The organism is Mesorhizobium sp. WSM4813 (assembly GCF_055811555.1).
In genome coordinates this window covers 1-12,368 of the sequence record NZ_JBVVQU010000062.1, presented here as the reverse complement: position 1 = coordinate 12,368, position 12,368 = coordinate 1, and the positions used below count along the sequence as shown (strand labels likewise).

General features: G+C 63.7%; 11 protein-coding genes and 2 pseudogenes. 6 read left to right on the top strand and 7 right to left on the bottom strand.

Translation table 11 applies throughout. The annotated features are described in order from the left end of the window. The first annotated feature begins 13 nt into the window (after positions 1-13). Positions 14-904 (top strand): patatin-like phospholipase family protein, encoded by an 891-nt coding sequence (locus AC0L25_RS27205; RefSeq protein ID WP_473598331.1) that lies wholly within the window; start codon positions 14-16, stop codon positions 902-904. 272 nt (positions 905-1,176) lie between these two features. Here AC0L25_RS27205 and AC0L25_RS27200 read toward each other — a convergent pair. The 3 genes and pseudogenes from AC0L25_RS27200 to AC0L25_RS27190 all read right to left on the bottom strand — a co-directional run. Beyond that, positions 1,177-1,602 (bottom strand): annotated as a pseudogene (locus AC0L25_RS27200) (ADYC domain-containing protein); the annotation flags it as partial. A 333-nt stretch (positions 1,603-1,935) separates the two neighbouring features. Further along, positions 1,936-2,421, bottom strand: coding sequence for a hypothetical protein (locus AC0L25_RS27195; RefSeq protein WP_473598330.1), 486 nt, complete (start codon positions 2,419-2,421; stop codon positions 1,936-1,938). Between the two features lie 168 nt (positions 2,422-2,589). Beyond that, entirely contained in the window at positions 2,590-2,934 is a 345-nt protein-coding gene (locus AC0L25_RS27190; RefSeq protein WP_473598329.1) for a hypothetical protein, read from the bottom strand. Here AC0L25_RS27190 and AC0L25_RS27185 point away from each other — a divergent pair. Next, positions 2,819-3,445, top strand: a complete 627-nt coding sequence (locus tag AC0L25_RS27185; RefSeq protein WP_473598351.1) for a cation diffusion facilitator family transporter — start codon at positions 2,819-2,821, stop codon at positions 3,443-3,445. The two genes, AC0L25_RS27190 and AC0L25_RS27185, sit on opposite strands and share 116 nt — an antisense overlap. A 102-nt stretch (positions 3,446-3,547) precedes the next feature. On the opposite strand, the pseudogene AC0L25_RS27180 reads toward AC0L25_RS27185, so the two are convergent. Both AC0L25_RS27180 and AC0L25_RS27175 read right to left on the bottom strand, forming a co-directional pair. Beyond that, positions 3,548-4,141, bottom strand: a pseudogene (locus AC0L25_RS27180) (response regulator); the annotation flags it as partial. A 74-nt stretch (positions 4,142-4,215) separates the two neighbouring features. Further along, positions 4,216-6,738, bottom strand: coding sequence for a hybrid sensor histidine kinase/response regulator (locus AC0L25_RS27175; RefSeq protein ID WP_473598328.1), 2,523 nt, complete (start codon positions 6,736-6,738; stop codon positions 4,216-4,218). 294 nt (positions 6,739-7,032) lie between these two features. Here AC0L25_RS27175 and AC0L25_RS27170 point away from each other — a divergent pair, with 294 nt between their 5' ends. After that, positions 7,033-7,734, top strand: coding sequence for a response regulator transcription factor (locus tag AC0L25_RS27170; protein ID WP_473598327.1), 702 nt, complete (start codon positions 7,033-7,035; stop codon positions 7,732-7,734). Between the two features lie 11 nt (positions 7,735-7,745). Here AC0L25_RS27170 and AC0L25_RS27165 read toward each other — a convergent pair whose 3' ends face one another. After that, the gene (locus tag AC0L25_RS27165) at positions 7,746-8,897 is read right to left on the bottom strand and encodes a helix-turn-helix transcriptional regulator (RefSeq protein WP_473598326.1); all 1,152 of its coding nucleotides are present in this window, start codon (positions 8,895-8,897) and stop codon (positions 7,746-7,748) included. 358 nt (positions 8,898-9,255) lie between these two features. On the opposite strand from AC0L25_RS27165, the gene AC0L25_RS27160 reads away from it, so the two are divergent. Further along, positions 9,256-9,615: a hypothetical protein gene (locus AC0L25_RS27160; RefSeq protein ID WP_473598325.1), complete on the top strand. Its 360-nt coding sequence runs from the start codon at positions 9,256-9,258 to the stop codon at positions 9,613-9,615. A gap of 118 nt (positions 9,616-9,733) precedes the next feature. Further along, positions 9,734-10,141 carry a cytochrome c family protein gene (locus AC0L25_RS27155; RefSeq protein ID WP_473598324.1) on the top strand — a complete coding sequence of 136 codons (408 nt, stop codon included), beginning with the start codon at positions 9,734-9,736 and terminating at the stop codon, positions 10,139-10,141. Positions 10,142-10,153: 12 nt separating this feature from the next. Here AC0L25_RS27155 and AC0L25_RS27150 read toward each other — a convergent pair whose 3' ends face one another. Then, complete coding sequence (locus AC0L25_RS27150) at positions 10,154-11,068, bottom strand: MBL fold metallo-hydrolase (RefSeq protein ID WP_473598323.1); 915 nt, start codon at positions 11,066-11,068, stop codon at positions 10,154-10,156. A 159-nt stretch (positions 11,069-11,227) separates the two neighbouring features. Between AC0L25_RS27150 and AC0L25_RS27145 the strand changes: the two genes are divergently transcribed. Then, positions 11,228-12,112, top strand: a complete 885-nt coding sequence (locus tag AC0L25_RS27145; protein ID WP_473598322.1) for a LysR family transcriptional regulator — start codon at positions 11,228-11,230, stop codon at positions 12,110-12,112. Positions 12,113-12,368: the final 256 nt, after the last annotated feature.

The window sequence follows — 12,368 nt, the reverse complement described above, 5'->3', positions numbered from 1 at the left end:
TGGGGGGCAAGCGATGAGCCCGAGCTTCGGCATCGCCTTCGGCGGCGGCGGCGCCCGCGGGCTGGCGCATATCCATGTCATCGAGGCGCTGGACGAATTGGGTATAAAGCCGGTCGCCATATCAGGCTCATCGATCGGCGCCATCATGGGCGCCGGCATGGCTTCGGGCATGGCCGGCAGCGACATTCACGACTACATGCGCTCGATCCTCGGCCGCCGCGCCGAAGTAGCGGCGCGCATGTGGCGGGCGCGGCCCGGCACCTTTGCCGAGGCGCTGCAGGGCGGGCTGCGTGTCACCCAGTTCAATGTCGAGCGCATCCTCAAGGCATTCATGCCCGATGCCATACCCGAAAGCTTTGCCGAGCTGAAAATACCGCTGAAGGTGACGGCCACGGATTTCTTCGGCCATAAGCTCGCGGTGCTTAGCGACGGCGACCTGCATTCAGCGCTTGCCGCCTCTGCGGCTATTCCCGCGGTATTCCGCCCGGTGATGCGTGACGGGAGGCTGCTGATCGACGGCGGCATCTACAATCCGGTGCCGTTCGACCTGATCGAGCATGACGCCGACATCATCATCGCCGTCGACGTCGTTGGCGCGCCGACCAAAGGCGGGCGCAAATACCCGACCTCCGTCGACCTGATGTTCGGCGCCACGCAGTTGATGATGCAGTCGATCATCGCCGCCAAGCTGAGGCAATGCCAGCCGGACATACTGGTCAGGCCGGCGGTGTCGAAATACCGCGTGCTCGATTTCATGAAGATCGACGCCTTGATGGCCGAAACCGTTGATATCAAAGACGAGCTGAAGCGGGAGATCGAGAAGGCGGCGGAGGCGCGAGCCAAGGTCGACACGGGCAAGCGCACCAAGCAGGTGGGTGGGTTGGGCGTGGCGCGGAAAGTCTGACGCCTGCTGGCGTCAATCGAACGAGCCCACTCCGATAAGCCCAGCAGACCCTTTCGCGATATGACTATTCCGCCGGGGCTTGTACCGTTCGCGGGTCGATCGAACGGTTGAGAATCAGCGCCCCGGCATGGTTTTCGCACGCCGCTGTTCGCGGCTGTTGCCGCACGCCCGGGCAGATCGCCGTCCAGTCTCTCCATCGTCAGCACGTCGGGTATTCTCGTGTGGCTGACGCAAAGCGCGCCGTCGGCACCCCACGCCGCTTCGAACGACATATCAGGCGCGGCCTCGTCCTGCTGAACGCCCTTGCGGTCGTAGATGACGATCGGCGTCCCGTTGCGGGTATGGCCGACGCCATCGCCGCAATAATCGGCGCGGATCATGCGGGTGCATGCCTGATGATGATCGCAGAGCGGTGTGCCGTCCAGAGACCTCTCCCAGGGCCGATATCCGAAGCGCACGCATTTCGCCTGCGCGCCGCCGGTGCAGGTAATGCTGAACGCCGTATCGGACGGCAAATGGCGACCGTCCTGCGTCCAGGTGCCGGCAAGCGGGAAGCCCATGCGCCGACCCTCGATGTCCGGTTCGCAGATGTTGCGCCATGCACCGCTAGCCGGGTCGCGGGTCGACATGGCGTAGAGCATGACCCTGCCATCCGGATTTCTCGGATCGGTCTCGACCGCATCGATGCGCAGCGGCATCCAGTCCTGTCCGTCACCACCAATCGTCAGAACGGCGCCGACGAGATCCTCTTGAGCGACAATGCGACCATCTTCCGTCGTCACCTCGAACCTTGTGCCGACAACGGAGATCGAACTGATCGCTGGCTCGCTCCCGGCCTCCGCATGGGGCACCGCGGCCATGCTGGAATTGGCTGCGGCGACGGCGACTAAGGTGTGGCGGCCGATATGGGCGAGGCGGTTCCTGTAGCCTGACATTGTTGGCTCCTGACGGCGTATCTTGCGAGTGGAGCGCGGCCAAAAGAGAACGGACAGCACAACGCCATCCGTTCCATTGACGACGAACGCCGGACCTTAACGCCTCGGCGAAGGAGTCGGCCGGTCGTGGTTAATCCCGGCGCCGCTGCCGGTGCCGTGCTGGCCAGACGGAAGGCCGTTGCCTTTCTTGCTGGCGCTCGATGACCTGGCATTGTTCTTCTGGACAGCCGGCAACCCGCGGATGTTGGGGTCAATGATTGAACGCTCGTTCGGGTCGATCACGGAGCGGACGTTCGGGTCGATGATGGACTTGCCGGCCGGAGCGAGGCTTTTCGCCAGAACAATGCCGTCAACATGCACGCCGTTGAGTGTGTAGACGCCGAGACCGTTCGGGAAAATCGTGTTGCTGGTCAGTGAGTTACTGGTCAGCGAGTTGCTGGTCACCGCATTGGTGGTTATCGCATTATACGTCAGGCCGTTCAGGGATTTGCCGTTGGTGCCTTCCGGACCCGCGGCGCTAGCCGGTGCGGCGAGGCAGGCCAGTGCCGAGGCAGCAGCCATATAAGTCTTGAAGCGATCCATCTTGATTTCCTTTTCGTTTTCAGCGGAGCCATCCCGTCGGGTTCGCTCCATAAGGCGGCTTTTCGCTCCCGGCTGTTTCGGACGAATGCCGAATTCAGCCGTTTTGTTTCAATTGTTGCGGTCTGGCCGGGTCACGCGCTTGGCGAGCGAACGTCCGCCTTGTCGTGATCAGACAGCTATGACGGCCCGCGTCCGCATCCCCTCAAATGAATCGCGGCGTACGCCTGGCGCGGCGACACAAAGGAAACCTTCAGCCGGAAAATCGGCAAATCCGCGCAACATCCCTGCGTCATCAGTGGCGCCAGAAACGAGGAGATTTCTGGCCATGCAACCTCTGCGAAAAACCAATGACCGATCGAACGGCGAGGCAACGGCGGCCCAAACGGCACGGCTGGCGGTGCTGGCCGGCAGCCCGGGCCTGCTGCTGACGGCATACGCGGCGGCGACGTCCACATCGCTGACCATCCGCGCCGATCTCGCGCTGACGCTGATGGACATGCTGGTGCTGATCACCGTCGCGATTGTGGCTGGCGGCCGCAGGCACCAGGGTACCGGCCGCAAGCGCCAGGCGGTCTTGGCCGGGACGCTCGCCAACGCGTTCGCTGCGCTCGGCATGTGCCTTTCAATGGCTATCGTCGCCAGCATCGCGGTCCAGCGGATCGCGGCCGGCGGTGTCGAGCCCCAAGGCCAAGGCGTTTTTCTCGCCATGAACCTGAACCTGGCCTACGCGGTGGTCAATTTCTGGATCCTGCGCCGATGGAAGACCCGCAACAGGCTTGCCGCTTCCGCGCTGGCCCGCGCTCAAATCTGTCTGTTTTCGGACAAGCTCTCGTCGAACCTGCTCATCGCCGCGTCGCTCGCAACAGCCATGATTTGGGAAGGCACGATGATAGCCCGCTTCATCGATCCGGTTGCCGGTCTGCTGATCGCGACGATGACCGCGCGCTGGACCATTCCTGTCGTGCGGGACACTGTCCGAAGCCTGCGACGGGAATATCGCCGGGCGCGCAAGCCGATCGTGTAAGGCAAGGTCATGAACCGTACCGGCTGGACGGCTCACCCTCTTTGAAGCTCCGTATCTAGCGGCGTCGCGCTCATCGTAAGCAGGCTCGTAGACATAGCCTTCGCCGCGAACCGTCACCAGGACCACCGGCGAGTCGGGTTCGGTCTCGAACTTTTTGCGCAGTCGCGTGATGCGGATGTCGATGCTCCGGTCGCCCGGCTCGAGATCGCGGTTGTGGGCCAGCCTGCACAGCTGGTCGCGCGACAATATCTGCCTGGGATGGCGCGCGAAGACGCATAGCAGGTCGAATTCCATGGACGTCAACTGCACGTCGGCGCCGTCCGGGTCGACCATCGTGCGGCCGTCCATATCGAGGACGCAGCCACCGAAACGGATGCGGTTCTCAGGCGTCCGCTCGTCCTCGCCCAGGCGCCGAATGACGCTCCTGACACGTGCCAGAAGCTCGCGTGGCTCAAACGGCTTGGCCATATAGTCGTCGGCGCCGGCGGCAAGACCTTCGAGCCGATGCGGCAGGTCACCGACGGCGGTCAGCATCAGGATGCCGGCGCGGCTTTGCTTTGCAATTTCGCGGGCGAGGTCATAGCCGCTTTCGCCGATGAGATTGACGTCGAGAATGACCAAGTTGGGGCTAAAGCGGTCGAGTTCGGTCAGCATTCCCGCTCCATCCGGAACGGATCGGACATCGAAGCCGTGCATGAGCAGGTAATCCGACAGCATCTCGCGCAACGGCGCTTCGTCGTCGACGATGAGCAATTTCTGTTTTGTCACGCTTAGGCCTCTTCCATTGCGCTCAGTCGTTCCAGCACGAGCCTGCGAAAGGTTTGCGGATCGAGCGGTTTCTCGATCACCGGCGCGCCCGTCTCGCCGATGAAGCGATCGATTTCGGGTGCCAGCGTGTCGCCGGTCACGAACAGCAGCCGGCTGGCGAGTCCCGGACGCAACTGCTCCAGCGCGCGGTAAAGGCCGGGGCCGTCGAGGCCGGGCATGCGTATGTCGCTGATCAAAAGATCGATCCCATCCTCGCGCACGGCCTTGAGGGCGGCATTCGCGTCGTCGGCGATGGTGACGTCGTGGCCATCGCGGCGCAGCATCTCGGCGATCATCGAGGAAATGTCGGCATCGTCGTCGACCACCAGAATTCGTGCGGCCGAGGGCGCAGGCGGCATCCTGCCGGCAGCTTCGGGCGGAGCGAGCGTCTCGGCTCGGCCGCTTGGAAGCCGGATCGTAAACCGTGCACCGCCGCCCTCCGTCGAATCCAGTTCTATGCTGCCGTCGTGGGCAGTCACGATGCCCTGGCAGACAGATAGCCCGACCCCGGTGCCTTCACCGGCCATTTTGGTCGTGTAAAAAGGCTCAAAAGCACGCGAGCGGACCGTCTCAGGCATGCCTGGGCCATTGTCGGCGACAACGATCTCGACGACATCGTCTTCTCCGGTGGTGACAATGGTCAGCCGCCGCGGGTGCGGGACCTGCAGCAAAGCCTGCTGCGCGTTGACCACCAGGTTGGTGACCACCTGATGAAGCTGGTCCCTGTCGCCCCAGATATTGGGAAGCGGTTCCGCCAGTTCGGTGCGGATCTCGATCCCGGTCGAGCGCAGGCTGTAGGCGGCAAGTTCCAGCGAAGCGACGACGACTTCATTGATGTCGACGGCGCCCCGTGTCGGCGGTTTCTTGCGGGCCATCGCCAGAAAGGTCCGGACGATGCGCGAGCATCGCTCGGCCGCCGCGTGGATCTTGTCGGCGCGCCTCACGGTCGCCTCGTCCGTCGAGAATTCCTTCAGCATCGAACTGTAGCCGATGACGACCGACAGCGGATTGTTGAGTTCATGCGCCACGCCGGCCAGCAGCGAACCGAGAGCGGCGAGTTTTTCCGACTGGTACAGCGTCTCGCGCTGGCTAGCGATCTCCGCCTCGGCCTCGCGCTGGCGAGTGATGTCGGTGACTGCCGCAAGCATGGCCGAACGACCGGCCTGCGTGATCAGGCGCGCCGAAACCAGCGTATCGATTCTCGACCCCTGCATATTGGTCATGCCGGCTTCGAATGCGTCGACGATTCCATCCCTCAGCAAGAGCCGCAGGAGAGCATCGCGCCGTGAAAGATCTTCCCAGGTCGACGTCGCTTCGGCTCCGATCTGGCCGACCTCGATGCCGAGCACCTTGCGCGCCGGTTCGTTGACGAACAGGATTTCGGGGCCTTCGATTGCCGAGATGATGATCGGCAGCGGCACGCCTTCGGCGACGGCGCGAAACTGCGCCTCCCTTTCGGCCAACAGCTTTTCGGCCTCCAGTCTGGCCTGCTCGGCCAGGACGCGGTCCGAGATATCGCGGCCAACGGATTGCACTTCGACAAGGCGCCCGTCGTTATCGAAAATGCCATGATCGTTCCAGGCGAGCCATCGGCGTGCGCCATCGGGCATCGCATTGACAAGTTCCATGCTGGCATCCGGCGCCTGCGGGGTCAGGCGGGCAAGGTGGTCGAGGAACCTGCGCCTTTCGTCGGGCGGCAGCACATCGAGTTCGCACCAGGACGGGTCGAGAAGCTCTTCGCGCGTCATCCGGCACGCCCGGCAATAGGCGTCGTTGACGAAGCTCAAATGACCCTCCGGTGACATCCGGACGACGAATTCGGTTTGCAGCTCGACCACGCTGCGGTAGCGCTGCTCGCTAGCCTCGAGTGCCTGACGGGCGAGTTTCTGTTCGGCAACATCGCGTCCGATGGACTGTATTTCGATGAGCTTGCCGCTTTCGTCGAAGATGCCACGATCGGTCCAATGGATATGGACCTCGCGGCCATCGCTTAGGGCGCCGGCCTCTTCCACTTCGCAGACAGGCCGTTCGGGGGTGACACGACCGATGATCTCGTCGAAGCTGCCGAAATCGGCGGAAAACGAGTTGAAATAGTGCCAGTCCGGGCTCAGCAACTCTTCGCGTGTCTTGCCGACAAGGCGGCAATAGGCGTCATTGGCAAAGCTCATGCGCCCATCCGGCGCGACCCGGATGATATATTCCGTCTGCGCCTCGACAACATTGCGGTAGCGTTGCTCGCTGTCGGCCAGTTCGCGCAGCGCCGTGCGGTTCTCGGCGAAGATGCCGACGACCTCCCTCAGAAGCAATCGGTGCAAAGCGAATACCGAGACAAGCGACCCGAGCAAAATGGCTGCATAGGGAAAAAACGACTGTTGCAGGGCGTAGCTCTGGTAGAGGCCGATGCCGGCGACAAGCACGAGCAGCGGCAAAACGCAGGCTGCCATCAACAACGCGTAGTGCCTGGACAGCTTCGAGGAGGTCGGCACGGCGAGGTCTCCACAGACGGATGCGCCGTCACGACGGTTGCTGTTCCCGTGCGGGCCAGTGGACTGAACGGCCCACGGCCTGTCAAGCCGGGCTGCCCGGCCATCCGCCCGACGTCGTTGGACAGATACCGCGGGGATGTTTCACAATGATGCCGCAAGCCCGATTTCCCGGCTTCTAGTGTTTCAATTGTGTCGAACCAGTCCGAAATCGGCAGCAGACCGGCCTGCTCGCACGATTGACCCGGGGCGAATGCGCCTTGTAGGTTTGGGCCGTCGCTCGCCGCGGGGGAACGCATGGCCGACATCATTGTCGTGGACGACGAGACCGACGTGGCGTTCATGATCGCCGACTACTTGCAGGCGAAAGGCTATCGCATTCGCGTGGCATCCGGCGGCGCCGAATTGCGCGAGGCGATCGCGACGGTGAAGGCCGATCTTGTCGTTCTCGACCTCAACATGCCGGGCGAGAACGGCTTTAGCCTGGCCCGCTGGCTGCGCGAGCATCACGACACCGGCATCCTGATGCTGACAGGCGCCGATTCGGTCTTCGACAAGGTGGCGGGCCTCGAGGTCGGCGCCGACGACTATCTGGCAAAGCCCTTTGCGCCGGTCGAGCTGGAAGCGCGCATCGCCGCGGTGTTGCGCAGGCGCAGGCCGAAAGGATCGAACGATGCCGACGCTTTGCCGGCCGGGCATTTCGCCTTCGGAACCTATGTGTTCGACGCCCGCGCGAGAAACCTCATCGACGCCGACGGCGTGGACATTTCGCTCACGCCGATGGAACTCGATCTGGTGGCGGCCTTCGCCACCCGGGCTGGTCAGGTCATCGGTCGCGACGATTTGCTCGATCTTGCGCCGCCCAGGGGCGACGAGCCCTTCGACCGCAGCATCGACAGCCGCATCACCCGGCTGCGCCGCCGGCTCGAAAAGGACCCGGCCAAGCCGGAACTGATCAAGACGATCCGCGGCGTTGGATACCTGTATCCAAAGCGGTGAACGAGTGCGGCTCAGGGGCCGGGCTGCCCCGTGGGCGGAACGATCTGCATGATAAGGCGCATCAGATCGGCCTGTCGCGAGACGCCGGTCTTCTGGAAGATATTGTCGAGATGCGTCTTGGCGGTCGCGTTGGCAATGTGAAGGCTGGCGGCGGTCTCGGCCAAGGTGTGCCCGGCCACAAGGCTGGCGAGCACGCGGGTTTCGGCCAGCGTAAGCCCAAAGGCTCTCGCCAGCATTCCGGCGGCGTCATGCTCGTCCGGTGCATTGCCGATGAACACCGCGGCTACCGCCGCAGGTTCCATGCCGGCGCGCAGGTCGCCGCCGGCCATCGGCAGCACGCGGGCGAAGACCGGCGGCAGGCCGGATTCGCTGAGGAGGACGGCAAGCCCTGTCTTGCCGATGCTGGCCTCATCCTGAGCCGCAAGCATGATGGCGCTGTGAAGCTCCTTGGAAGCCGACGGGATCTTCGCTTGCAGAATGCCCCGGACATCCTGGATCGGGCCGCCGCTCCGCAGCATGTGCTTGGCCGAGCGGTTGGCGTGCAGGACGGCGCCACGTTCATTGGTGAGGACCACGGCGCATGTGAGCGCATCGAGCGCCTCGGCCATTCCTGCACGCTCGACAGTCCCGATGTCCAGCATGTTGCTGATTATCACCGAACGGCGCACATGTGGCAGCAACAGTCTGCCAAGCTTGATTTCGCGCTCGGTGATAATGCCTTGCCGCTTGTGTCGGGCAACGGCGAAGCCGGCAAGGCGGGTAGGGGTATGGATCAGGAAGAACGACATGACGTCGACCAGGCCTTGCGGCTTCAGGCACTCCTGAAAATATCGGGAGGTCTCCAGGTAGCTTTGAGGGATATGGCGTGAGATCACATGCGGCATATCGAGCGAAGGCCATTTGGCGAGATCCTCGAGCAGCCGGGCGTGGATCTCGGGGATATATCTCGCCTGTTGCTCCAGCCAGTAGGGCTCTATTCCGACGGTCCTGTAGATCAGCAGCCGGTCGTTGGCGAGGTCGTCAAGCTGCAGGACCGCAGTCTGGGCGTCGAGCGCATCCCTGATCCCGGCAAGCGCGTGCTCCCATCGCTCCGGGTCGAGTGCGCAATCGTAAATCGAGCCGATCAGCTTCGACAGCTCATGATGCGACAATGCCTTGGCCATCGACGGCCCCTCGCATGTCGACAGCACGTCCGATGCGGGCGGAAAGCCGCGCCCTCTCACAGGTGCTCTCGCCTCTCCAAATTTTAGCGATCGCTTAAATTCCGATTATCTCCCCCAAACAGGGGATGCGCAAGCACCCGGGCGGTGAAATACTCGCGCTTCAGAAGAACGTCACACTTAACTGTGACAACAAGTGGGGTTCAGCGCGTTCTCGGCTCGCGGACCTTAGCCACTGCGATGCAGCCGGGGGGACTAATCAAGAATTCTGCCTGCGTGCGCCAACTATCACGGCGCGCGACCGCCTATTGCTGAACGTTAAGCCGGGCTCGTCCCGGACAATTCTGGATGGAGCAGCATTATGTACAGGTACTTTGCTTTTACAGCACTTTGCATAGCGGCGATGCCCGCGCATGCCGGCGAGCTTGGAGCCATGAAGGCTGAAAGCATCGATCTCGCCGGCTTCCTTGGTGTCGTCTATTACACGCCGCAGGAGGACGGCTATCGGGTGGTCACCACAATCGCGCAGGGCGAGGCTGGCTTGCCCGTGCGTTTCGTGGCGACACTGACCGAGAACCAGATAGTCGCGGTCTCCGTGCCGGGCAAGCTGGGAGAGTCGGACCAGATCATCGAGATATCGCGTGTCGGCGGCAAGCTTGTCGTCAGCCCGCAGGCGATAGACGGGATCGTGGTTTCTTCTCCGAAGGCCGCCGTTGACTGATCCCAAGTTGAGTGATTGGGGGTCGAGTGAGCGAGGGTAGCGTGATCGAGGGTTGCGTGATCCGGGGGCATGCGCGTTGCGGCGCTGCCGGATGAGCCTGCAACGTGGGCGACAGACGATGTCCCTGTGGCTCGTCCTCCCGTCTGTCGTCACCTTTACCGTTGGCGCCGGCTTCGCCGCGTCTTCGCAAGCCGAGCTGGCCTCAGGCAAGTTCTACGAAATTGTCGGCGGCAAGGTCGATGCGCGAACCTATAACGGCTTCCGTCGCTACCATGGCAGCTGCAATCACTGCCATGGTCCCGACGGCATGGGCTCGACCTTCGCCTCGGCCCTTGTCGACCGGCTGCCTGACCTCGAGGTCTTCCGGCGCAATGTTCGCGCCGGCGTGCGCAGCGGCCCTTCGGTGATGAAGGGCTTCGCCGACGACCCCAACGTCGCACCTTACATCGACGACATCTACGCCTACCTGCAGGCCCGTGCCGACGGTGCGCTTGGCCGCGGTCGGCCTGAGCGGCTTGAACGCTAAGGCGGCGCGGCTTTATTCCAGCTTGGGTTCCTCGCCCCACTTCATCTCGCCGGTGGCGACCTTGGAGCCGATGTCGAGCGCAACGCCCATGCCGAGATTGGGGAAGCGGGCTTCCATGGCGCCCTTGAGCGCGGCCGCGTCCTTGGCCTTGGCCAGCTCTTCCTCGAAGGCGATGAGATAGTCTTTGGTGTGCTCGACGCCCGAAAGGTCGGTGGCGGCCTGCGGCGTCATGTGGCCGGGCACGACGATTTCGGGCTTGGCGATGGCGATCTTTTCGAGATTGGCGAGCCAGGCAGCGCGCTGTTCCCTGGTTGGCGTGTCGGCGGTCCAGACATGCACGCCCGAAAAAACCATCACCCCGCCGAACACCGCATTCAGCGACGGCACCGAGAGATAGCGCCGGTTGGCGAGGCCTTCCGCGTCGACGATCTCGATGGTCTCGCCATCGACGGTGAGCGTCTTGCCGTCGAAGACTTCGGGGATGACGATATCGGCGAGCGCCTGCGGGCCATTCTCCTTGAGCTGCGGCCCCCAAACGGCGATTTTCTTGTCGACGCTGCCGTTGATGGCGGCCACCGTCTCGGGCGCGGCGATCACCCGCGCCTGCGGGAAAGCCTCCTTGATCGGCTTGAGGCCGAAATAATAGTCCGGGTCGGACTGGCTGACATAGATGGTGGTGAGCGTCTTGCCGGTCGCCTTGATCGCCTCGGCCACGGCGCGGCCGTCGGGGAAGGTGAAACCGCCGTCGATCAGCAGCGCCTCGGAGGCGCCGGTGATCAGCACCGGGGCGCGAAAGAAGCCGTTTTCCCCGGCAGGGAAATGTTTCCAGGAAAGCCCGGCGGCTGCATGGCCAAGCCCGGCGGGAGCAAAGACGGCAGCGGCGCCGGCGGCGAGGGTGGTTTTCATGATGGCTCTCCGTGTGAACATGGATATCTCCTGGGGCTTGAGAATGCGGACTTCGGGCGGCTCCCGCGCAGCCTCGATCTCAGGAAGATGGCAAAAGCGGAATGCGTGTTGAAGACCAACAAAATAGACGTAATGTATGCCAATGCCTGACAATGAGGTTGCACCTGCTATGAGCCACGCATGAACCTGAACCGGCTGGCCTATTTCGCCGCGGTGGTCGATGCCGGCTCCTTCACCCGGGCCGCCGAGCGGCTGGGCATTACCAAGGCGGTCGTCAGCCAGCAGGTGGCGCGGCTGGAGCGCGATGTCGGAATGACGCTGCTGATCCGCACGACGCGGCGCGTCCATCCGACCGAGGCCGGCCGGACATTCCATGCGCGGTGCCTAAAAATCCTGCAGCAGGCCGAGGATGCCTTCGACGAGCTCGCGCAAGCCGCCGCCGAGCCGACCGGCACGCTGCGTATCGCCGCGCCCAACGACTACGGCACGTCGGCGGTGGTGCCGGTGGTCGCCGCCTTCAGCGCGCGCTATCCCGCCTGCCGGGTGGAACTGACGCTGGGCGACGAGACGATCGACCTGGCTTCCGAGGGAATGGACGTGGCGATCCGCGTCGGCTGGCTGGCCGATTCCAGCCTGCCGGCGCGGCGGATCGGCATTTTTCGGCAATTCATGGTATGCGGCGCCGAGTTTGCCGGCCGCTTCACAGCCGGCGAGCCGCAAGACCTCGCCGGGCTGCCCTTCGTCGCCAACATGGCGCTGCGCGAACCGCTGCTATGGCAATTTTCGCGCGGCGACGAGCACCGCGCCGTGCGCATGCAGGCAACGATCGCCATCGACGCGACGCCGGCAGTGCTCGCGGCCGTCCGCACCGGCGCCGGCCTGTCGGTGCTGCCGGACTTTTTGGTGCGGGATGAGCTGGCCGCGGGGCGGCTCGTCCACATCCTGCCCGAGTGGCGGCTGCCCTCCGGAGGCATCTACACGGTCTACCCCGCCGCGAGATTCCGGCCGCCCAAGGTGACGAGGTTTGTTGAGATGCTGGTTGCGGCTGAGCAGGAGATGGGGTGAAGCGGGGAGGGGCGAGCTTGACGCGCCGAGGCCGAAGCTGCTGATCTCCCCCCAAGTGGGGGAGATGGCCGGCAGGCCAGAGGGGGGCGCTGTCCCGCCAACCCTATCGGTCGATTGCATAGCGTAGTCTCGCAAGTTCCCAGCTCATCACAGGTTGAAACGACGGCCGGCGTTCTGTCGCGCCCCCCTTGTAACTTGTTTCTTGCCGACTCTGCTATGAAAGCAGGTGCGGTGGCGGACGGGAGACCGAACCCTC

What these genes read in the sequence shown, in the direction of transcription:
- AC0L25_RS27205 (WP_473598331.1), top strand. Translation starts at nt 14, where the DNA reads ATGAGCCCGAGCTTCGGCATCGCCTTCGGCGGCGGCGGCGCCCGCGGG.
- AC0L25_RS27195 (WP_473598330.1), bottom strand. Translation starts at nt 2,421, where the DNA reads ATGGATCGCTTCAAGACTTATATGGCTGCTGCCTCGGCACTGGCCTGC.
- AC0L25_RS27170 (WP_473598327.1), top strand. Translation starts at nt 7,033, where the DNA reads ATGGCCGACATCATTGTCGTGGACGACGAGACCGACGTGGCGTTCATG.
- AC0L25_RS27165 (WP_473598326.1), bottom strand. Translation starts at nt 8,897, where the DNA reads ATGGCCAAGGCATTGTCGCATCATGAGCTGTCGAAGCTGATCGGCTCG.
- AC0L25_RS27160 (WP_473598325.1), top strand. Translation starts at nt 9,256, where the DNA reads ATGTACAGGTACTTTGCTTTTACAGCACTTTGCATAGCGGCGATGCCC.
- AC0L25_RS27155 (WP_473598324.1), top strand. Translation starts at nt 9,734, where the DNA reads ATGTCCCTGTGGCTCGTCCTCCCGTCTGTCGTCACCTTTACCGTTGGC.
- AC0L25_RS27150 (WP_473598323.1), bottom strand. Translation starts at nt 11,068, where the DNA reads ATGTTCACACGGAGAGCCATCATGAAAACCACCCTCGCCGCCGGCGCC.
- AC0L25_RS27145 (WP_473598322.1), top strand. Translation starts at nt 11,228, where the DNA reads ATGAACCTGAACCGGCTGGCCTATTTCGCCGCGGTGGTCGATGCCGGC.